Origin of the sequence: Tumebacillus sp. BK434, from assembly GCF_004340785.1 — a bacterium.
GTDB lineage: Bacteria > Bacillota > Bacilli > Tumebacillales > Tumebacillaceae > Tumebacillus_A.
Window position 1 is genome coordinate 18,332 of sequence record NZ_SLXS01000007.1, and the last position, 21,251, is coordinate 39,582.

21 protein-coding genes are annotated in these 21,251 nt (G+C 57.7%); 19 read left to right on the plus strand and 2 right to left on the minus strand.

The features are described from left to right. Nucleotides 1-5: 5 nt before the first annotated feature. The 4 genes from EV586_RS16085 to EV586_RS16100 all read left to right on the plus strand — a co-directional run bounded on the left by EV586_RS16085 (nucleotide 6) and on the right by EV586_RS16100 (nucleotide 3,220). Nucleotides 6-617, plus strand: coding sequence for a zinc dependent phospholipase C family protein (locus EV586_RS16085; protein ID WP_132946133.1), 612 nt, complete (start codon nucleotides 6-8; stop codon nucleotides 615-617). Nucleotides 618-735: 118 nt separating this feature from the next. After that, nucleotides 736-1,131, plus strand: coding sequence for a hypothetical protein (locus EV586_RS16090; RefSeq protein ID WP_132946134.1), 396 nt, complete (start codon nucleotides 736-738; stop codon nucleotides 1,129-1,131). A gap of 27 nt (nucleotides 1,132-1,158) precedes the next feature. After that, the gene (locus EV586_RS16095; protein ID WP_132946135.1) at nucleotides 1,159-2,331 is read left to right on the plus strand and encodes a GNAT family N-acetyltransferase; all 1,173 of its coding nucleotides are present in this window, start codon (nucleotides 1,159-1,161) and stop codon (nucleotides 2,329-2,331) included. Between the two features lie 364 nt (nucleotides 2,332-2,695). Further along, entirely contained in the window at nucleotides 2,696-3,220 is a 525-nt protein-coding gene (locus tag EV586_RS16100) for a GerMN domain-containing protein (protein WP_132946136.1), read from the plus strand. Nucleotides 3,221-3,242: 22 nt separating this feature from the next. Here the strand turns inward: EV586_RS16100 and EV586_RS16105 are convergent, their stop codons facing one another. Further along, nucleotides 3,243-4,298, minus strand: a complete 1,056-nt coding sequence (locus EV586_RS16105; RefSeq protein ID WP_165898650.1) for an acyltransferase — start codon at nucleotides 4,296-4,298, stop codon at nucleotides 3,243-3,245. Between the two features lie 100 nt (nucleotides 4,299-4,398). After that, nucleotides 4,399-6,546 carry an S-layer homology domain-containing protein gene (locus tag EV586_RS16110; RefSeq protein ID WP_132946138.1) on the minus strand — a complete coding sequence of 716 codons (2,148 nt, stop codon included), beginning with the start codon at nucleotides 6,544-6,546 and terminating at the stop codon, nucleotides 4,399-4,401. Between the two features lie 106 nt (nucleotides 6,547-6,652). Here EV586_RS16110 and EV586_RS16115 point away from each other — a divergent pair, with 106 nt between their 5' ends. The 15 genes from EV586_RS16115 to EV586_RS16185 all read left to right on the plus strand — a co-directional run bounded on the left by EV586_RS16115 (nucleotide 6,653) and on the right by EV586_RS16185 (nucleotide 21,235). Beyond that, entirely contained in the window at nucleotides 6,653-7,126 is a 474-nt protein-coding gene (locus tag EV586_RS16115; RefSeq protein ID WP_132946139.1) for a hypothetical protein, read from the plus strand. A gap of 13 nt (nucleotides 7,127-7,139) precedes the next feature. Then, the gene (locus EV586_RS16120; RefSeq protein ID WP_132946140.1) at nucleotides 7,140-7,898 is read left to right on the plus strand and encodes an alpha/beta hydrolase family protein; all 759 of its coding nucleotides are present in this window, start codon (nucleotides 7,140-7,142) and stop codon (nucleotides 7,896-7,898) included. A gap of 284 nt (nucleotides 7,899-8,182) precedes the next feature. Next, nucleotides 8,183-8,764 carry an anthranilate synthase component II gene (locus tag EV586_RS16125; protein WP_132946141.1) on the plus strand — a complete coding sequence of 194 codons (582 nt, stop codon included), beginning with the start codon at nucleotides 8,183-8,185 and terminating at the stop codon, nucleotides 8,762-8,764. Next, nucleotides 8,761-10,236 carry an anthranilate synthase component I family protein gene (locus EV586_RS16130; RefSeq protein WP_132946142.1) on the plus strand — a complete coding sequence of 492 codons (1,476 nt, stop codon included), beginning with the start codon at nucleotides 8,761-8,763 and terminating at the stop codon, nucleotides 10,234-10,236. The genes EV586_RS16125 and EV586_RS16130 overlap by 4 nt, the downstream gene beginning before the upstream one ends. Before the next feature lie 62 nt (nucleotides 10,237-10,298). Further along, complete coding sequence (locus EV586_RS16135) at nucleotides 10,299-10,751, plus strand: L,D-transpeptidase (protein WP_132946143.1); 453 nt, start codon at nucleotides 10,299-10,301, stop codon at nucleotides 10,749-10,751. A gap of 181 nt (nucleotides 10,752-10,932) precedes the next feature. Then, nucleotides 10,933-12,522 (plus strand): LCP family protein, encoded by a 1,590-nt coding sequence (locus EV586_RS16140; protein WP_132946144.1) that lies wholly within the window; start codon nucleotides 10,933-10,935, stop codon nucleotides 12,520-12,522. A gap of 103 nt (nucleotides 12,523-12,625) precedes the next feature. Then, nucleotides 12,626-13,030 (plus strand): hypothetical protein, encoded by a 405-nt coding sequence (locus EV586_RS16145; RefSeq protein WP_132946145.1) that lies wholly within the window; start codon nucleotides 12,626-12,628, stop codon nucleotides 13,028-13,030. A 309-nt stretch (nucleotides 13,031-13,339) separates the two neighbouring features. Beyond that, nucleotides 13,340-13,798, plus strand: a complete 459-nt coding sequence (locus EV586_RS16150) for a redoxin family protein (protein ID WP_165898651.1) — start codon at nucleotides 13,340-13,342, stop codon at nucleotides 13,796-13,798. Beyond that, nucleotides 13,798-14,373: a MauE/DoxX family redox-associated membrane protein gene (locus EV586_RS16155; protein WP_132946147.1), complete on the plus strand. Its 576-nt coding sequence runs from the start codon at nucleotides 13,798-13,800 to the stop codon at nucleotides 14,371-14,373. Before EV586_RS16150 ends, EV586_RS16155 begins: the two co-directional genes overlap by 1 nt. A 1-nt stretch (nucleotide 14,374) precedes the next feature. Next, nucleotides 14,375-14,980, plus strand: coding sequence for a TlpA family protein disulfide reductase (locus EV586_RS16160; RefSeq protein WP_132946148.1), 606 nt, complete (start codon nucleotides 14,375-14,377; stop codon nucleotides 14,978-14,980). 219 nt (nucleotides 14,981-15,199) lie between these two features. Next, entirely contained in the window at nucleotides 15,200-16,984 is a 1,785-nt protein-coding gene (locus tag EV586_RS16165; RefSeq protein ID WP_132946149.1) for an ABC transporter ATP-binding protein, read from the plus strand. Between the two features lie 12 nt (nucleotides 16,985-16,996). Further along, nucleotides 16,997-17,527 carry a TlpA family protein disulfide reductase gene (locus EV586_RS16170; RefSeq protein WP_132946150.1) on the plus strand — a complete coding sequence of 177 codons (531 nt, stop codon included), beginning with the start codon at nucleotides 16,997-16,999 and terminating at the stop codon, nucleotides 17,525-17,527. 123 nt (nucleotides 17,528-17,650) lie between these two features. Continuing rightward, nucleotides 17,651-19,039: a MurT ligase domain-containing protein gene (locus tag EV586_RS16175; RefSeq protein ID WP_165898652.1), complete on the plus strand. Its 1,389-nt coding sequence runs from the start codon at nucleotides 17,651-17,653 to the stop codon at nucleotides 19,037-19,039. Beyond that, nucleotides 19,008-19,742: a type 1 glutamine amidotransferase gene (locus EV586_RS16180; protein WP_132946152.1), complete on the plus strand. Its 735-nt coding sequence runs from the start codon at nucleotides 19,008-19,010 to the stop codon at nucleotides 19,740-19,742. Before EV586_RS16175 ends, EV586_RS16180 begins: the two co-directional genes overlap by 32 nt. 245 nt (nucleotides 19,743-19,987) lie before the next feature. Continuing rightward, on the plus strand, nucleotides 19,988-21,235 hold the full coding sequence (locus EV586_RS16185; RefSeq protein ID WP_132946153.1) for an MFS transporter: 1,248 nt from the start codon (nucleotides 19,988-19,990) through the stop codon (nucleotides 21,233-21,235). The last annotated feature ends 16 nt before the right edge of the window (nucleotides 21,236-21,251 follow it).

Genomic DNA, 21,251 nt, shown 5'->3' on the forward strand with positions numbered 1-21,251 from the left:
GAATCATGCATGTGTTGATCGCTGCTGAGACAGGGCGCAGGCTCGGTGTGGCCGACCTGCCGCGCTTTTTGCTGGGCGGCATCGCGCCGGATGCACACCATTTGATGCGGGAACCGAAAGACTTGTCTCATTTTTTATCGTGGGATGAAGAGAAAGAGCGGAAGTATGTGGATGTCGAGCGGTTTGCTGCGAAGTATGCGGACGCTGGCGGGGATGATTTCTACAGGGGTTATCTGACGCATCTGATCGCGGATGATGTCTGGCTGACGACCGTGTTTGAGCGGCACATTCTGTTCGCCGGCCAGGAGGAACGGGCGCGCATTCTGCCTGCGTATTATTCAGATTTCCGCACGCTGAACGGCCAGTTGATCGAGCGGTATGGTGCACAGGATGTGCTCGCCGAACTGCTCCGCGCGGACGGCGGGACCGAACTGGAAGAGGTGGCGTTCGAGGCGGTGTTGCGCCTGAAGGAGGAGGTCCGGCAAGACTATGCCTATCAGCCTGACACGCTGGAGGCGCCGCTGCAGCTCTTCTCTTGGCAAGAGATTCACGAATATCTGCAGACGTCGATCGAACGGGCAGTTGCCCGATTGACAACGGTAAGTCCCGTTCGGTAGAGCGGGGCTTTTTTGTATTTTAGACAATTTGACAAAGTTTTCTGCCTTCCGGCTCTGTTGTGTTTTAGGATGTCGTGGGATAATAAAGGCACCACAGAAACGGGAAGGGGGCACGGGGATGGACATCGGGAAGATCATCCGCGACAACCTGATCGATTATGCGCTGCAGAAACGGGACTTCGCCTTTTTGCAAGGCGTGCTGGCCGAGGATTTTCAGAAGGACGCAGCTGAGCATGAGGAGAACCGGTTTCAGTTTGAAGTGGTTGCCATCGAAGAGATCGACCGCCTCGCAGCGGCCGGCTGTGCCCTGGTCTTTGATGGACTGGAGCTTGCCGGAGAGGATGACGCCTATTACCTTGGCTTCATCGATGATGAACATACAGGCTTGGGCCTGCTCGTGCCGGCCAAGGAGTATACAGAATACAGCCGCACCGCGAAACGGCGCGTGATCAACCGCCGCAAGCTGCACGAACTGTGCGCGTTTTCCAAGCAGTGCGGGTTGCATAAGTGGTAACAGGAAAAGGAGTTGTCGTTGCTGGCGATGAAGATTCGTTCGATTGAAAAGGGGGAGTTTCCCCGTCTGCTGGACCTGATCCGGGAGGCATTTACGCATTATGGCAAAGAACCTGTGCCAGAATACGGCAAGTTGCATGAGGAAACATTTCACGAGGTATACGCGCGGACCGACCTCGATCCTGAGCTGATCATCGTCGCCGAGGACGACGGGCGCTTCGTCTCGATGTGCAGTTTGCTCCCGAAACGGCTGCGCTTTGCCGGTAAGGAGCTGATGACGGCGGTGTTGTCACCGGTCGGCACGCTGCCGGGATATCGCGGCCAAGGTCTGGCCGAGCAGGTGATATCGTTCGCGCTGGAGCGGGCGAAGGAAAAAGGATACGCGCTGTCGCACGTCTTGGGGCATCCGACCTATTATCCGCGCGTCGGCTATGTGCCGGTGTTTCCTTTTCATGATGTCGAGATGACAGCGGGGACGGCAGACGGGTCGCGGGCCGCTTCTTCCCGGCTCGCCGCTGCGAGCGATTTGCCCCAACTGATGGCCTTGTATGAAGGGGAGCATCGCCGCCATCTGATGAACCCGGTGCGCACGATCGAGTGGTGGCAGCGGGAACTGCTGCCCACAGTGGGCACCCGGCATAGTTTTGCGGTCAAAGATCCGGCCGATTTTCGCGTGTTTACGGTGGGCGAGGCGGTCATCGGCTATGCGAATCTCGCCGAGGGACAGGACGCTTTGCTCCTCTCCGAGTGCAGCCTGGCCGCATCTGAACACGCAGAAGCCGTCTGGCATGCGCTGCTGCTGGAAGCGGAGCGCCGCCAGAAGCCGACACTCAAAGGCCCGTACAAGAATCTGCCCCGCCTCGCCGCCTATCTGCGTCTGCGAGGTGCGAAGGAGATCTCCTTCGCACCGTCCGCCTGGATGATGCAGGTGCTCGATTGGGAAACCGTGCTGACCGCGTTCGCCAGCCATGCATGTCTGGCAAGCGTGAGCGGTGTGCCGCTGCAACTGGCCTACAAGGACGGCGCTCTGCATGCTGTGTGGGGCGATCGGGTGTCGCAGACGGCGATGTCGCCGGCAGTGCTCACGCAGCTGATGATGGGGACGTTCGCCCCGGAGGAGTTGGTGAAAGCGGATGAGTTGTTGGCGTTGATCTTTAAGAAGGATCTGCCGTATTTTAATCATAACGAGACGCTGCAATAAAAAAAAACACCTGCCATCAGCGGCAGGTGTTTTTTCGTCCATGTTAGATGGAACGGCGGCGGCAACGTACGATAAACGTGCGGCGACCGCAGCGGATGGTGATCGATTGCCCTTCCCGCAGGTTGATCACGGTCACCCGGCGACGACGTCCTACAATCATCAGCTTTCCCTCCCTTCGCTGCTTTCTTGCATCGTATGCACAAGGCTGTCCAAGGGCAAGGGACAAAGGGCATCCGAAAAACAACCATTTTCCCACCCGTAAAACGATACGTTGTGTCCTTGGTCTCAATTTGCGGTACGGACGCAACTTCTCGGTGCGGTTTCTCGTCTTACAGGTACACAATCGGATTGGAGATGATCAGCTTTGAACAAACGCATGCTCTTGGGAGCGATCTTGATCGGTGCAAGTCTTATGGTGACGGCGTGCGGCTCGTCGCAACAGCCGTCTTCCGGGTCACAGACGCAGCCCTCGTCGAACCGTGGTGAAAGTCCGGATGCCAGCCAGATCGAAGTCACCGTCTATCGCGGCAACCAGGATGCCTCGGCGGTCGTCAAGGAAAAAGCGAAGGTCTCCAAAGTCGAGGACACGGAGAAGAAGATGCTCGTTCTGTTCGGCCTGCTCAAGGAGAAAGGCAAAGACACCGTTCCGTCCGTCCCGGAGAAAGTATCGCTGAACAGCGTCAAGCTCGCAGGCGGCGTGCTGACGCTCGACGTCAGCCAAAACGTGCAAAGCATGAGCTCGGCTGAGGAGCTGATGTTCGTCGAAGCGCTGCCTTCGACCGTCTTTGACAATTTCCCGGAGGTGACGACCGTCAAATTCACGATCGATGGCAAGCCGGCCGAAGCGCTGAGCCAGACGGACGTCTCGAAAGGCATCAGCAGACCGTAAGGCAAGCGTGAAAAAAGAGACCTCATCGGAGGTCTCTTTTTTGTGTCTTACGCATGTACACTCCGCCAAAATAGGTGGTCAGCGGGATGCGCGAACCGATCCAGGTCAGCCCGCAGGTGAGCAACGTGATCACGACGTACAGAGCGATCATGCCGAAGTTTCCTTCGAACAGGCCGCCGTATCCGTATTTTTTCAACTGGTTGCCCAGCAGGTTGAGCACCAGCGGGTGCAGCAGGAAGATGAGGAAGGACTGTGCGGACAGCCAGTCGAGCCATTTCCCGAGGCGGCTCTTTGTTTCGGTAAAGCGCAGCGCCGCGACGTAGAAGAACAGGAAGGACAGGATCGTGTACAGCATGACGCTGGGCTTGATCGAGTAGGCCCACTTGTTGGTCAAAGAGCCGTCGAGGAACAAGACGGCCAGCGACCCGAGCCAGAGGAGGGCGACCCAGCCGCTTTTGCGTTGCAGCTGCGGCTTCCAGTCGGCTTGGCGCTTGGCGAAATACATGCCGAACACGAAGTAGAAGACCCAGAACGGGAAGGACGTGAAGCGCCAGCCGGTGTCCCAGCCCATGTACAGCGACGTTTGCGCATATAAGGTGAGCAGGAACGTGCCGCTGAGCAGCCACATGGGTTTGCGGTTCATCGCGTCGCGCAGCAGCGGGTAGAGCAGGTAGAGCTGGAAGGTGATGATCAGGAAATACAGGTGGTAAAACGCCGTCCCGTACCACAGATGGTCCAGCGTCGGCCCCCACAGTTTCGGGATGCCTTCGACGCCGTTGTCGCGCAGGAACTGGCGAGCGATGTACAAGACGTACAAGAGCGTCCAGAGCAGATACGGGATCAGCACTTTGCCGATCCGCTTGCGCTGAAATTGCAGGTAGGACAGGCGTGGACGGCCCAGTTCGATGTTGTAGAGGACGAATCCGGATAAGATGATAAAGAGCGGCACCGCATACCGCATGATCTCATTCCACGCCCGCCCGAGCGCCGTGTCGGTCACGTAGCTGGCCGTGATGTGGATGGCGATCACCGAAAGCGCGGCGATGGCGCGGATGAAGTCGATTTCCCGCAAGCGCATAGAGTTGTCGTCACCTTTCCCAGGAAAAGAATCGCATCTATTATACCAGCAAATCACAGAAACAGGGCTGGCAGCACCAGCCCTGTTCCACATTTTAACATCAATTGATAAAGTTGGCCGTCTTCAACATACGGTACAGCATGTCGGCCGCCATCGCGCGGTCGGCCGGCTTGGTCGCCTTGAAACTGTTGAAAGTCGGGCCAGTCAGAATCCCCTCATCGATGCACAAGGCGAGCGGGGCGCGGGCGTAGGCGAACAAGCCCGTGGTATTGGCCAAGGTGACCAGGCGGTTGGAGATCTGCTCCTCATCGAGCGTCTTGGAGAACTCCGCGTAGCGCAGCGCAGTGGTGACCATCGTCGCCATCTCTTGCGCGGTGATCAGGTCTTCCGGGGCAAAGATGCCGTTGCCGCGCCCGGTGAGCAGTTTCGCTTGGAACGCGGTGTTGACGACACTGCTGTACCATTTGCCAGCTGCGACATCGGTGAAGACGGAGACGGCCGAGGTGTCCTCTTTGATCCCCAGCGCTTTGACCAGCATCGCGGCAAACTGCGCACGGGTCACCGTCTGCTGCGGGCGGAAGGTGCCATCTTCGAAGCCGGCGATGATCGATCTGGCAGCCAGCGATTCGATCGAGTCTTTGGCATAGTGCGACGACAGCACGTCCGGGAAGCTCACCGCCTTTTTCTTCACGGCGAACGTCGCCGTCCCCCGGTAGCGGAACTCGGCGGAAACGCTGCCGTCCGCGCCGGTGCGAAACACGGTCGGCACAGGCTCAAACGTCTCGGTCAACCGCACGCCGGACAGTGACTTCATGTCGGCCGACTTGGCGTTTGGCACCGGCAGGGTGAGCGTCAGATAGGTCTTGCTGTCGGTGACCGCCGTCTCCTGCTTGTTGGCGTCGACGAGCTTGACAGCGAGGTTCAAGGGGATCGTCTCATAGTCGGACGGTCGTGCCGCCGCCAGCTGTTTCAAGTCAAATTGCACCGTGTAGTCGGCGAGATTGATCCCTTTGGTGTGTGCCATGTCGGCGATCTCCTGCACCGGCAGGGCGAGCTGGCCGAGCGCGGTGTGCAGGCGCAGTTTCGCCTGTGCCGAGTTGGCGAGGAGCTGCAGGGCGATCTTGCCTTGGATCTGTACCGACAGATCGGCGCTGTCCGCCTTGACCGGCACGAGCATGTGGTGCAGGGTCTTGTCGGCGTTAAGCTCGGCCAGCACAGCGTTGCTTTGCACCTGCACGTCGGTATGTACCGCATAATCGGTGGTCACGGTGGTCGCAGTCAGGTTGTCCTGCGGGACGACATAGAGGTTCGGTTCGATAAAATAGTCTTTGGCGACCGACTGCACCGAGTCGTCGGAGGAGTTGTTGTTCGCGCCGAGCGCCTGCACGCGGATGTAGTAGGAGCCGGTAGCATGAATCAGCGGGCTCACGTCGAGCTGCGTGCTGTCTTTCGGCGCCTGCAGGAAACCGACGACCGCATGGGTGCCCGCCCGGTAGACGGAGACGCGGTAGCCGTTGTTGCCTTCGACGCCGCTCCAGGTCGCGAGGCGTTTCTCGGTCAGTTCCAGCGTCGTCGGCGCGGTCAACCGCAGGGCCGGCTGCAGCTCCTGCGTGCCGGAAGCGCCAGACTCCGGAGAGTCTTCCATCGTCATGCCGTCGCCTTTGGCGATCAGCTTGACATAGTAGCTGCCGCGGGCGGGGATCAGGCTGGTCACTTCGGCGGTCACCGCGTCCTTGCTGAGCGGCTTGCTGCCGACGAGCGTGTTGCTCGGCGAGTGGTAGACGTTCAGCACATAACCGTTGTTCGTGCCGGCCGTCCACGAGACGAGCCCGGTGCCGGACAAAGCGGGCAGCGCCGGAGCGGGCAGCGTCATTTTAACGGAGACGGTCAGCGTGTTTGAGCGCGCCGATTCGTCGGAGTTGGTGTAGCTGTAAGCGTTGCCAACCGCCGTGACGCGGGCATAGTAGGTGCCGTTTTGCAGGAGCAGGTCGCTCAAGGCGTACTTGGTCGTGCCGTACCCGGCATGGCGTTCAGCGATCAATTTGTCGGCTGCATCATATACTTTTACGGTGTATCCGGATGAATTTTCCACCGCTTTCCAAGTGACGGTGCGGTCGGGTTGCAACAGGACGTCGGTCGGGGCCGCGAGCTTTGTCGCCGCATAGGCGGAGTCGGCAGCAGCAAACGGTGTGGCGGGAGCTGCCAGCAACAGCGCGGCGAGCAGAGCGGAGAGCTTTTTCTGTTTCATAGGTATCCAATTCCTCCATATCCTTTTCTGCCCAGTACGCTTTCGACAACTAGGTCGAAAATCCTGCTATAATGGAACTATCGAAACTGCCAAGAGGAGACACGAGATGAGCCTGTTATCGCAAGTGATCGAGTCGTTTAAGTCGCAGTCCCTAAAGGGGATTTTACATAAGATGCTGCAATCTCAGGACTGCCAATTCGAGCAGGACAAACGGCTGGGCGAGGCCGGAGGGAAAGCCGATCTGTTTATCGAGTCTGACGAAGTGATCTATCTGGTCAAGACGGTCGAAGCGTTTCAGGTGCAGGCGCTCGGCGCGGACGTGGTGGCAGAAGCGGCGTTGGCGCGCAAGCATCTGTTGACCCACACTTACAAGCGCGTCGTCCCGGTGCTGATCATCGGGCAAAATGCGCAGAGCCGCGCCTTTATGGAAGCCGCCTATAAGAACCAGGCCCTGATCGTGCACGGGCCGATCGAAGAATGCGCCCACCAGCTGGAATTTCTGCTCCAGCATCAGGTGATCCCGACCTACCAGCTGTCTGCAAGAAGCAAAGAGTCGGAGCTGAAGTTTTTCGGAATCTAAAGGAGGTCTTGAGATGCAGAAAGCGATTGAACTGGAATATGACGGCCAGATTTTGCGCGGCATGGAGCACGTGCCGGAGCCCAACGAAGGCGGGCGGCTGCCGGCGGTGATCTTGTACCACGGATTCACCGGCGACAAGTTGGAGCCGCACCGGATGTTTCTGAAAATCTGCCGTGCGCTGGAAGCGATGGGCATCGCCTGCTTCCGCTTTGATTTCCTCGGCAGCGGGGAGAGCGACGGGAATTTCGAAGCAATGACGGTCAGCGGCGAGATCGCCGAAGCGGGCGCGATCCTCGACATGGTGAAACAGGACCCGCGCATCGACCCGGAGCGGGTGACGCTGCTCGGGATGAGCATGGGCGGGCTGGTCGCATCGGTGCTCGCCGGCGAGCGCGCACAAGACGTGCACAAGCTGGTGCTGCTCTGTCCGGCCGGCGAGATGTATCTGCTGGTCAAAGACCTGATCGACAGCGTGCTGGCCGTACCCGACTTGCAGGTCTACGATTACAACGGCGACCTGATCGGGCGGGCGTTTGCGGAAGACTTGAAGACGCTGCAAGTTTTGGAGCGGGCGAAAGGGTACAAGGGCGACGTGATGCTGATCCACGGGACCAAAGATCCGACCGTGCCGTACCAAGTGTCGCTTGCTTATCAGGCGCAGTCGTATGAAGGGCGCGCGCAGGTGCACCTGATCGAAGACGCCGACCACACCTTTAACAAAACTTCGTGGGAGCGCGAAGTGATCGGGAAAATCTGCGACTTCCTGCGCTAGGTCTTCTTGACAATGCCGAGCCGCGTTTTGTATGATGAGGGTGAGCGTAAATTAGTGGTATTGAAGTTTTTAGTAGAGAGTTTTAGCTGAGAGCGATTCAAAACAGTGACATCCAGAGTGAGAGCAGAGTGCAGCAGTGAGCAGAGACGAGCGGAGGCCAGTGGAGCGGAGACGGGTGTCGTATGTCTACATACGGGAACCTGCAGCCGGGTGCGCCTTTCGCGTGCCCGGTTTTTTATGTTGAGCTGAGCCAAGTAGCGAAGAGACAGAGGAGCTGAGTTGAGATGATCATCGTGATCGACAACTATGATTCGTTTACGTACAACATCGTGCAATATTTGCGGGAACTGGGAGCTGACGTGCTGGTCAAGCGCAATGACGAGATCAGTTTGGAGGAGATCGAACGGCTGAAACCGACGCATCTTTTGATCTCGCCGGGGCCGTGCACCCCGAATGAAGCGGGGATTTCGCTGGCGGCGATCCGCCATTTTGCCGGCAAGATTCCGGTGCTTGGCGTCTGCCTTGGACACCAGTCGATCGGTCAGGTATTTGGCGGCAAGGTCGTCAAGGCGCAAAAGATGATGCACGGCAAAACGTCGCGCGTCTCGCACCAGGGCGCGGGCATTCTGGACGGCGTGCCGAACCCGTTCACGGCGACCCGCTATCATTCGCTGGTCGTCGAAAAACTGTCCTTCCCCGACGAGCTGGAAGTGATCGCCCAATCGGAAGACGGCGAGATCATGGCGCTGCGCCACCGCGAGCTGGATGTGACCGGCCTGCAGTTCCACCCCGAGTCGATCCTGACCGAAGGCGGCATGCGCATGCTGCAAAACTTCGTCACCGGCAGAACGGGGGTGTCGGCATGACCCGCAAGATCGGCGTGCAGACCCGGCAGAAAAGCTACCCGCGGATCTGCGAATCGTTTGAAGTGTTTCAAAAGCTGACCGCAACGTACGGTGCAGAACGTGCCTTTCTGCTCGATTCGGTCAAAGACATCTATTCCCGTTACTGCCAGTCCAGCATCGCCTTGTTCCCGGTGCTGACCGTGCGCGTCAAAGGCCGCCGCTTCTCCCTCGAAGGCGAACCGGCGCTGACCGCAGCAGTCACGGCGAATCTGGTGCAGGACGGCACCGATCTGAGCGCTTTTACGGGAAAGGTTTCCCGGTTGCTCGACGGCGTGGTGCAATCGTTTGAGCTGCATGACCGCGAGACGATGAGCAAATATGCGTTCGGCTTCGTCGGCCATCTGTCTTATGATGCGATCCGCTATTTTGAAAACATCCCCAAGACGACCGTGGATGACCGCGGTCTTGATGACATCCGCCTGCAGGTGCATCAGGTGGTGCTGCAGTTTGAGCGCGATGTGATCCATGTGCACATCAACGAGATCGAAGGGCTGCAGACTCCGAGTTTTGCGGAGATCGAAGCGTTTCTGCGGGTCTATCCCGAGCCGGAGTTTGCCGGGTATGACCCAAGGCAGCTTTGCGTAGAGGAAGACGTGAAGGAAGCGGACTTCCTGCAGCGGGTAGAGCGGTGCAAAGCGTACATCGAGGAAGGCGACATCTTCCAAGTGGTGATCTCCAAGCGCAACCGCGTGATCGGGCCGATCGATTCAATGCAGGTCTACCACCGTCTGAAACAGGTCAATCCGTCGCCGTATATGTATTACGCCGATTACGGGGACTACAAGATCTACGGCACGTCGCCGGAGCTGCAGATCCGCCTTGAGGACGGTGTGGCGCAGATGCGGCCGATCGCCGGCACCTCGAAAGGCAAAGGCAAGCGCCCCGAGGAAAACGTGCAGTTGATCGAACGCCTGCGCAACGATGAAAAGGAGCGCGCTGAGCACCTGATGCTGATCGACCTTTGCCGCAATGACCTCGGTCGCTTTTGTGAACCGGGTTCGATCTATGTGAAAGATTTTATGGTCGTCGAAGAGTATTCGCACGTCTACCATATGGTCTCGACGGTGGAAGGGCAGGTCGATCCGAGCCGCAACGTGTTTGACATGTTCCTCGCCACTTTTCCGGCCGGGACGCTTAGCGGGACACCGAAAGTGCGGGCGATGGAAGTGATCGACGAGCTGGAGGAGTTCGACCGCGGGGCGTACGGCGGAGTGATCGGGTTTATCGATTTCCTGGGCAATATGAACACGGCGATCGTGATCCGCACGATCATCCAGCAAGGAGATGTCGCCTATTTTCAAGCCGGAGCGGGCATCGTCGCCGACTCGAACCCAGAGCAGGAATGGGCGGAGTGCGACCACAAGCTGCGCGCTTTGACCAACACCTTGTTGCAACTGGAAGAAACACCCGTCCGCAAAGTCACATTGAGCTAGCAAAACAGCACATAAAAGGAAAACCGATCGGGAAGCGTATGCACACAGGGGGTGAGAGACGGATGAATCTCCGAAGTGCATTCCTGGTCGGTTTCTTTTTGCTGGCCAATGTGGCGAGCCTTCCCGTGAGTGATTCCTACATTAAAATCGACAAATCGGATAATAAGCTGACCTACTATTTTTATAACGTGCCGATCCGTTCGTTTTCCGTTGCTACCGGCATCCTGCCTGAAGACACGCCGACCGGCACCTATGGCGTGGTGATGATGGTGAAGAACCCGTGGTATCTCAAAAAAAACATCCCCGGCGGCGATCCGGAGAATCCGCTTGGCGTGCGCTGGATCGGGCTGGATGTCCCCGGCACCGACGGTTCCAAATACGGCATTCACGGCACCAACCGGCCGGAATTGATCGGCACGCGTGCGTCGGCCGGCTGTGTGCGCATGAAAAACGCTGATGTCACGTGGCTCTATGAGCATGTGCATCCGGGCACCTTGGTGGAAATCGTGGATTGAACTTCTGGTAGACAACGAGGAGGTTCTTTCGCTAAAGTAGTAGAGAAACACAGCTCTTAGCGAAAGAGCTCTTTTTTATCGTTGTACGAGTTTTGTAACAACTGATGCGAGATTGGTATGTTATAATCTTTGCATTCTTGCTACTTTTTACAATTCGCAGACTAGAAGGGTTTGGATATAGATGGAGAGCAGAAAAGACAAGCATCAGAAGCCGAAGAAAAGTGCCAAGTCGACCGATCTTACCAAATCTCCCGCATCTCAGAGCGGTAAGAAGCGATGGTGGAAGACGAAAGGATTCAAGTGGACCGTTGGAGTGATCGCCATTCTGATCGTGGCGATCATCGGATTCTACGCCTACTACATCGGCAGCTTTCTTAACGACATCCAGCAAGGTAAAAAAGACCCCAATCAGACTTTGGTCGAAGTGGAAAAGTGGAGCGGTACCGACCCGGTGAATATCGTGCTGCTCGGGGTGGACAACCGGGACAATGATGAGCATCCGCGCTCCGACAGCATCGTGGTCGTCTCGATCAACCCGAAGACGAAGAAAGCGAAAGTCATGTCGGTCATGCGCGACCTCTGGTACAAAATCCCGGACGATTACGGGTATGAGAAGATCAATGCGGCACATGCGCTGGGCGGTCCGGACCTGACGATCCGGACGCTGAAAGATTTGCTGCAGATCCCGATCCACTATTACGCGAAGACCGACTTCCAAGGGTTCATCGGGATCGTCGACGCGGTCGGCGGCGTCGAGGTCGATGTCGAGAAGCCGCTGCACTATGCGGATGACGGCGTCTATGACATCAATCTTGAGCAGGGCCTGCAGATGCTGGACGGCAAAAAAGCGCTGATGTACGTGCGCTTCCGCCATGATGCATTGTCCGACTTCGCCCGCACGGAACGTCAGCGCAAGTTCATGGTCGCGCTGGCCGACAAGATGGCAACGCCGACGGCGCTGGTCAAACTGCCGAAGATTCTCGATGCGATCAAGCCGTATCTGGAGACGAACATCACCTCCGGCGACATGCTGAAGCTGGGCAGTCTGGCACTGGAAGTGGACTCCTCGAACATCGAGACGCTGCAGGTGCCGCCGCCCGATACGTTCAAGAGCGGCTGGGCAGGCGGCGGGCAGTCGGTGCTGCTGCCGAACGTCTATGAAGTGCGCAAGGCGGTGTACGAGTTCCTTGGCCTCGATGTATCGAAGATCGTCGAGGACGAGGAAGATCAACCGCAGGAATACTACCAGCCGGACCCGGTGGTGCCGGCCAACCCGAACGTAGATCCGGAGCCGAACCAGCCGGCGGTCGACCCGGATGATGTCAACCCGCTGCCAAACGGCGGCACCGCACCGGGCGGTGGGACGACGACGCCGGGTGGAGGCACGACCACGCCGGGCGGCGGAACGACCACACCGGGCGGAGGCACGACCACACCGGGTGGCGGAACGACGACGCCGGGTGGAGGCACGACCACGCCGGGTGGCGGAACGACCACACCGGGCGGAGGCACGACCACACCGGGCGGAGGCACGACGACACCGGGTGGCGGAACGACCACACCGGGCGGCGGAACGACGACGCCGGGCGGAGGCACAACCACGCCGGGCGGAGGCACGACGACACCGGGCGGCGGAACGACGACGCCGGGTGGAGGCACAACCACGCCGGGCGGCGGAACGACAGCGCCGGGCACGGGCACATCGTCCGGCCAGGCGCTGCCAGGTACGGTGTTGCCGGGCGGTACGGGCGTGACGATCCCCGCTTCGTAAGTTTCATACATCATCGGACAAGACCCCCTCGGGAGCAGAGGGGGTCTTTTTTGCTGTGCGGATTCATACAATTTCGCATCAAACGAACGGGGGAGGAAGGGGAATGGATGACCTGCTACGTTTTCTCGGTGTGATGGCCGCTTTATCCGCTTCGGCGCAGACGATGACACAACAGTTGCGCAGGCGCTTCAATTGGTTTGAAGCTAAGCCATGCGATCAGGAGCTCGACGGGCAACTGCTTGCCCTCGCGGAAGGCAAACTGCACGCCAACGTGCATCTGGTCTGCGGCATCAACGGCTTCATCCTCGCTGCGATGGCAAATATTCATCCGCTTTCCTACTTGGGATTGACGCCGATCTGGTCGATGAGCGTCTCGCCGTGGATCTCCTACACGATGGACTACATCTGCGCCGGCGTGCTGGTCGCGTACGGCGGGCCATGGTTTCATGAAATCCTGGGGATTTTGCGCGAATACAAGTTATCTTTGAAAGGAGGAAAAAACGCTTGATACTCGAAGCCGATCTCGTCAGGCTTGAGTATGTGTAACCTCTCAATCTGCAAGCGGAACACCGACCGTGGATGCTACTCTGTATTCGTCAAAAAGCAACATACCTGAATCCTCCGACCCTATGATTCGAATAGGGTTTCTTTTTTGTTCAATATTTTAGAAATATTTTCAAATAAAAGAAGGAAATGTTGATTTCGTTTCGAAATATACAAATAATTAATAAATTAAAAGAGGTACTGTTGAGTGGTGAATGCTCTCTTGATCTGGTTATCAGTCTTTGTACCTTCATGTGTTGCAGCTTTGTGGATCGTGTTTCGTTTGTATCGCCAAGCGCGAGCGGAGATCAATGAATTGCCGCCGGCCGGGCAGTATGGCGGCCCGAAGCATGCGATGCTTGGCGCTTCGCTCAAGTCGGCGATCACTCTGCCTGATTCGGTGCAGGGAGTAGCGGCGATCGTGCAATTTGCCGCTCCGGGCTGTCCGCTTTGCTCTGAGGAACTGGCGTATTTGGAACGATCCCATCGGAAGCAGCCCTTTCCGTATGTGTGTTTGTATGAATCGGATCTGGAAGAGCATGCGCAGAAGTTTCTCGCCGATTTTGGACATTTGCACATTCAGCCGATCACTAAGGAGACGATGCAACTGCTGGGCGTTGTTGCCACACCGCTGGTGGTGATGATCGATGCGGACGGAGTCGTCCGGCAGGTCGAGATCCAAATGGCCAAGATCTTGCCATCGATTCAGTCCGCCAAGAGGAGGGCTGGTTGATGGACGATTTGGCGGTGTGGTTTCGCTTCGTGCTCGCGTTTTTATTCCTCTCGACCGCATGGTCGAAGCACAAAACGATGGGTGAGCATATCGGTGTTGTCCGCGACTATCAACTCTTGCCCGAGCGGCTGACCGAGCCGTTTGCCAAGGCAGAGACATATGTGGAACTCTTGCTCGGCTTGTTGCTGCTGCTCGGGCTGTTTCAACCCTATGCAGCCGCAGGGAGTGTGGTGATGCTGCTCATTTATACGGGCGCCATCACGGTCAATCTTTGGCGCGGCCGCACCGAGATGTCCTGCGGCTGCGGCGGGGTGGCCGGACTGCACCGGATCTCATGGAAGCTGGTGCTGCGCAATCTCTCTCTCGCTTGCGCCGGAGCCTGGGTTGGCGCTCAGAACATTCCACAGGGGACGATCGATGCGCTTCTTGCAGGTGTAGCCTGGGAAAGTGCGTTTGATCTGCGTTTTGCTGTCATCTTCGGGTGTTCTGTGCTGACGATGCTGGCATGGACGATCGCAAACGAATTGGGTTCGATTCAGGAAGAGTTCCGAACCTTGCTGGAAGGGAAGTCGTGACATGGATGTGTTGGCACTCGTCTCGAATGTGCTCTTATGGTGCATGTTTCTGATTCAAATGATTTTGTTTTTTGTCGTGACCCGTTCGGTGTCAGAATTCATCAAACGATTTAAGATGAACGCCCCGAGCGGCACTGCGAACAGGCCGTCGATCGTGCTGGGCCAAAAAGCGCCGCTGTTCGGCGAACAGGATCATCGCGGGGAGATCATCACGTTGAAAAGAGGAGTAGAACATCGCACCTTGCTGCTGTTCACGCTGGATACCTGCGTGGTCTGCCAGAAACTGATCCCGGAGCTGTCGAGGCTGACGGCCCGCGAGCCGTCACTGCGCGTCGCAGCAGTGGCGCAAGAGGATCTGTCCGCACCGGACAAGCAGGTGCCAGAGGGCGTCGCCCTGATTCGGAGCAATCTGCTGATCGAGCTGTACGAAGTGAAGCAGGTTCCATATTTTGTGCTGATCAACGGGGAAGGCTTCATCACGGGCATGGGGCTTGCCTCGACGATCGAACAATTGCTGGAACAGGCCGAATTGAAAGGAGGTGATCGACATGTTGGCGAAAATGATGCAACTGCTGGGCGTTTCGTCGGAGCAAGCGGTACAGCCTGAATCGTACCAATGTTTTGAGGACCATTGCAGTTCCAGGACCCCGTACCGTCAGTTTTCCTGCTCCAGCGGGAATCCCTACTACTGTGACGTTCCGACTCCGAACTGCTGCTAAGGCTTGATACTAATCTTGTTCGAGAAGACGCAACAGGCAGACCGCGGGAGCTGATTCCGGCGGTCTGCTTGTTTCTAACTGCAGATCCCGTGGGAGCTGGTAAGTGAATGAAAAACAACGAACTGCTTCAGGCGATTCGATATATTTGGCAAGGCCACCGCACTTGGGTGATCGTAACAGCGGTGATCAGCCTCTTGCTTGGGCTGGCTCCGATAGTGAACTTGTGGGTGGCAAAAGAACTGATCAATCAGGTCGCCGATCTATTCAGCGGCGCCCACGATGACTATGTGGCAGCGTTTCAATTGTTGCTGCTGCAGTTTCTGGTCTTATTGGCTGCTCCGCTGCTCGGCAAAGGACAGGAACTTTTGGATAAGCAGACCGATCTGCGGCTGGATCACGACCTGCAACGCACCATCTTGGAAAAAACGACGAGGGTGCCGCTTGAACTCTATGACCGGCCGGATTTTCAGCATGCGATCGAGCGCGTGTACGGCGGTCAGGCGCAGCGGTTTCTCACGCCGATCAAGCAGTCGATGGACATCGCGCGCAACTTGATCACCTTGTTCTCCTTTCTTGTTTATCTGCTCAGCGTGCATTGGTCGCTCGCTTTGATCAGCGTTGTCGCAGCATTTCCGCTGCTGCTGGTGCTGCGCATCTTTGGGAGCCTGCGTTTTGCGCTGATGAAGGCGCAGACTCCGCTAGCACGTGAGGCGAATTATTTGAAGCAGTTGATGATGGAGCGTCAGGCGGCCAAGGAAGTCCGGCTGTTTCAATTGCGCAACTTTCTGCTGGGAGAGTGGTCGGAGCGTTTTCAGCACAATCAGCAGGAGCAGTTGCGGCTATTCAAACGCGAAAAAGGCATGCTGGCGCTGACCGATGCACTCACCGCTTTGTTCTATGTTGGTGCTGCAGGCTTGATCATTTGGGTGGCGCGCACCACGATGATCACGATCGGGGATTTTGTCGCGCTGGGGCAGGCGGTGCAAGGTACGCAGAGCGCGATCAATCAGATCTCCGTGCAGGTGGCCAGACTCTATGAGTCGAGGCTGTATCTGGCCGATTTTTTTAAATTTGCGGATGAATCGGTGTTCAGAAATCAACCGGTGCGGGGAACAGCACCGTTTCCTGTTCCCATGCGGCAGGGCGTCTCGATCGAAAATCTCTCCTTCCGCTATCCGGGAAGCGAACGCAACGCCTTGCGCAATGTCTCTTTGCACATTTCACCAGGGCAGCGCATCGCGATCGTCGGCGAGAACGGATCGGGTAAAACGACGCTTGTTAAATGCCTGATGGGTCTGTACCCGGTACAGGAAGGATGGATTCGCATTGACGGCGTGCCGATGCAGGAGATTGCCGAAACGGAATGGTTTCACAATCTCACCGTGATCTTTCAGGATTTCAAACGCTATGATTTCACGGTGCGTCAGAACATCGTCATCGGGCAACTGGCAGCTGCGGCCGATGGCGAGCGGCTGGAAACGGTGGCGGAGGATACTGGGGTCAAGACGTTTGTCTCCCGCTTTTCAGCAGGCTATGATACGTTTCTCGGGCGCAGCTTTCGGGAGGGAGAGGATCTCTCCGGCGGACAATGGCAAAAGATCGCATTGGCGCGCGCGCTTTTTTCGGAGGGTCAGCTGCTGATCCTCGATGAGCCGACCGCAGCTCTCGACCCGCAAGCCGAGCGGGAGGTGTTCGAGCAGTTCGATCACTTGACGCGGGGAAAAACGGCAGTTTTTATCTCGCACCGAATGGCGGCTGCCCGGATGGCAGACCGGATCATCGTGATGCGGGACGGAGCGGTCTGCGAGGCGGGCTCGCATGACGAGCTGATCGCTTTGGACGGCGAGTACAAACGCCTCTTCATGATGCAGGCAGAGTGGTACCACGAGTAAAAGGAGCCGGTTATGGAACAAACATGGACGCTGTCTCAAGTTGGACTGTGGTGTTTTGCGTTGGTGCAATTCATCCTGTATGGAGTTTTTCTGCGCATGATCGGTCAATTTTTGAAACGGGTACGCCTGCAGCCCGTCACGGTGCGGCGCGCAGCGCTGGCGCCGGGCGAGACCGCACCGCCGATCCGGGCGTCCGATCAACAGGGCCGCAAGGTTGAACTCGCAGCAGGACAGTTGACGCTTTGCCTGTTCGTCTTACATACCTGCGAGATCTGCCACTCGATCCTGCCACGCCTTTCTGATATCGGAGCGCAGTACCCTGAGATGAAGATCATCGTGATCGCCTCCGAGGACGGAGTGGGCGAAGATGCAGGTCTTCCCGAGCGTGTGTCGTTCGTGCGCTCGAATGAGATACGCAAGGAGTATTTGATCACCTACGTCCCGGCGATGGTCATGGTGAGCGGAGCCGGGCGCGTGCTGGGGGCGGCGCGGGTGATGAGCGCAGACGATTTTGAAAAACGGCTGGAACTATACAAAATGTAAGATCCTTGGATCAAACGGCCAAGAAAAGCTTGCGAGGCGCGCCCTGAGCGGTACCCTCGCTTCTTTTTTTTTCAGGATAACAGGTGTATCATGTAGGGATGAAAGATGATAGGAGGAATCGATTTGTACGGCCTACGGTTCCAAGCGGCAGTTCTCGCCGCGAAGATGACGAAAAAATTACTTACGCTCACGGGCCGCAAAGGGACGACCCTGCCAGGGCAGATCGCCTTGCGCATCTGTCCCGATCTGCTCGCCGTCTACGGCAAGCTGCTCGGCCAGCGCACCGTCTTTATCACCGGCACCAACGGCAAGACGACGACGAGCAACCTGCTCGTACACTTCTTGCGCCAGGACGGTCGGAACGTGATCTCCAATAGCTTAGGCGCCAACCTGATCCAAGGCATCGCCACCACGCTGATCGAAGGCGTCAACTTCGCCCGCCATCAGGATCAGGCGGTCGTGCTGGAAGTCGACGAAGCGACGATCGGCAATGTGATCGGCCACCTGCAGCCGAAAGCGGTGGTGGTGACCAACTTCTTCCGCGACCAGATGGACCGCTACGGCGAGTTGGACACGGTGGTCGACATGGTCGGACGAGCGCTTAAGAAAGCGCCGAACAACACGACGGTGATCCTGAACGCCGACGATCCGCTGGTGACGTCGATCGCCCCGGAAGGCAAAACGGTGGTCTACTACGGCATCGAGTCCAGCCAGTTTGACTCCGAGTCGCACTCCGAAGTGCGTGACGGCAAGTTCTGCCGCCAATGCGGGGGCAACTTGCAATACAGTTTGTACCACTACGGACAGCTCGGATTCTATGACTGCCCGGACTGCGACTTCACCCGTCCGATCCCATCGGTGGTGGCGGAAGACGTCGCCCTGCACGCGGAAGGCATCCGTTTCCAAGTCGGCTCGGTGACCGGCTTCATCAACTCTCCGGCGCTCTACAACGTCTACAACGCGCTGGCGGCGATCACCGCCTCCACCGTGTTTGGTGTGCAGGACGAAGTGCTGGTCCGCGAGATGGGCTATATGAAAACGCAGCTCGGCCGCATGGAGCGACTGACCTCGGCCGGCGGGCGCAACCTGATGCTGACCTTGGTCAAGAACCCGACTGGTTTCAACGAAGTGTTGAAAGTGGTCGAGCATGAGCAGCGTCCGGTGGAGCTGGTGATCATCCTGAACGACCGCTATGCGGACGGCACCGACGTGTCGTGGATCTGGGACACGAACATCGAGCGCCTGCACCAGTTCGCCGACCTGCGCCGCATCTACTGCGCCGGGACGCGGGCGGAAGACTTTGCGATCCGCCTGCGCTATGCGGACCTCGGCAGCATCACCGAGATCGTCGAGCCTGACATCGCTTGTGTCGAACAAGCTCTGCGCGACCTGCCGGACGGGCACATGCTGTACATTCTGTCCACCTATACCTCGCTCTACAACATTCGCGACCATCTGCTGAACCAAGGAGGGAAGGAACTTGCACCTGAAAATCGCGCATCTGTATCCTGATCTGCTCGACCTGTACAGCGACCGCGGCAACGTGATCATTCTGCAAAAGCGCGCCGAATGGCGCGGCTTGCGCGCCACCGTCGACGAGATCACCGTCGGCCATGAGCCGGACTTGTCCGAATACGACATCCTCGTCATGGGCGGGGGCATGGACCGTGAGCAGGGCATCGTGGCGGGCGACTTGCAAAAGCGGCGCGAGAACCTGCAGCACGCCGTGGACAAGGGCACGGTGATCGTCGCGATCTGCGGCGGCTACCAGCTGCTCGGCAACTATTTCGAAACGAGCGGCGGGCAGCGCATCCCGGGCATCGGCCTGCTCGACATCGAAACGGTCGGCGCGAAGGTGCGCATGGTCGGCAACGTTGTCGCTGAGATGGAGATCGACGGCGTGAAGACGAACATCATCGGCTACGAAAACCATTCCGGCAAAACGTACCTCGGCAAAGGCGTGCAGCCGATGATGAAAGTGATCAAAGGCTATGGCAACAGCGGCGAGGACAAGTTCGAAGGCGTGCGCCAAGGCACCGTGTTTGGCACCTACCTGCATGGCCCGCTCTTGGCGAAGAACCCGGCGCTGGCCGACCACATGATCTCCTTGGCGCTGAAGCGCAAAGACCTGTCGGTGCAGTTGGAAGGGCTCAACGACGAACTGGAAGCGCGGACGCAGCAGAAGCTGTACAAGCGACTCGTCGAATCCCGTTAAGATCACAGCCGTCCGGGCAAGCTGCCCGGGCGGCTTTTTTTGCTTCCCAAAGATTGGGCAGTGCCTTATAATGGAATTTAATCAGACAGAAGGAGGAGTTTTCATATGACAATCATCAATCCGGTATCTGAGGTAGCAGGCAAGTAACCTCCGAAAAACAGGATTTGATCGACTAGGTAAAATCGTGTCCTGCGCTTCGGAGGGATGGATGAAAATCGTTCCGAACACAGGAGGAAATAATAAGTATGAAGCAATTACAGATGCAATCGCGCGCCGATCATAACATTCGGATCTTGTTTTGGGCCACGCTGTTTGGCAGCGTCAATTTTCTGGAACCGATCTTGACTTTGTTTTATTTTGAGCGGGGGCTCTCGGAAGCCGGCGTGTTGTGGATGACGCTGTGCTGGTGCATGGCTGTTTTGGTGTTTGAAGTGCCGACGGGGGCGTTTGCCGACCGCTTCGGCGCGAAAGCTTCGTTTCTCGTCGGCAGCTTGGTCGGCATGCTGAGCACGGCAGTGTTGTTTTTTGCGGACAGCCTGCTCTTGTTCTGTCTGTCCAACGTGCTGAGCGGCATGGCGGTGACGTTCTTTTCCGGCTCGGAAGAAGCGCTGATCTATGAATCGCTGAAAGAAGAGCAGCGCGAAGACGAGATGAGCGGCGTGATGGGCAAGATCCAGTCGGCGATCTATGTGCCGGCGATCGCCGCGACGCTGTTTGGCGCTTTCTGGGCGCGCGACTTGGCGGAAGACCAGTTCCGCCTGCTGATCCTGTTCGGGCTCTTGGCGCAGTTGGTGCGCCTCGTGCTGGTGTTTCGCGTGGCCAATCCGAAGCAGGAGGACAGCTTCCGCGACAACCCGTTCCAGCATGTCAAAAACGGCATGTATGTGATCAAAAAGACGCCCGACCTGATCAAGTTGTTCCTGAACTTCACCATTGTCTTCATCCCGGCGGTGGCGGTGTTTGGCAAGTTTGAGCAGCCGTATCTCAACCTGTCCGGGCTGCCGGTCGAGTGGCTGGGCGTGCTGTATGCGACCGGTTCGGCGGTGGCGCTGTTGATCGCGCGCAAGCTGGACTGGCTGACCGGGCGCTTCTCTCGCGTGACCTTGATGCAGGTGACGGGGATCGCCACGTTCCTGATGGTGCTGACCGCGACGTTGATCCAGAACTCGCTGGCGGTGGCGCTGACCGTCTACTTCGTGCTCCGCATCTCGCGCACGATCCGCTATCCGCTGTACTCGCATCTGGCCAACGGCTACATCCCGTCCGGCAGCCGGGCGACGACGCTGTCGCTTTTGTCGATCGCCGATTCGCTGTTCGATCTGCTGATCATCGGCGGCGTCGCGCTGATCAGTACGCTGGGACTGGGTGCCGCGCAGTACTCGTCGATGACGGTGATCTTCGGGGTCTGCGCCCTGATCATCCTGCTTGGCAACCTTGCGCCGATTCGCGTGGCGAAAGAGGCGACCAAACTGCAAGAGCTGAAGCACCAATAGAGACGCGCAAAAAGCC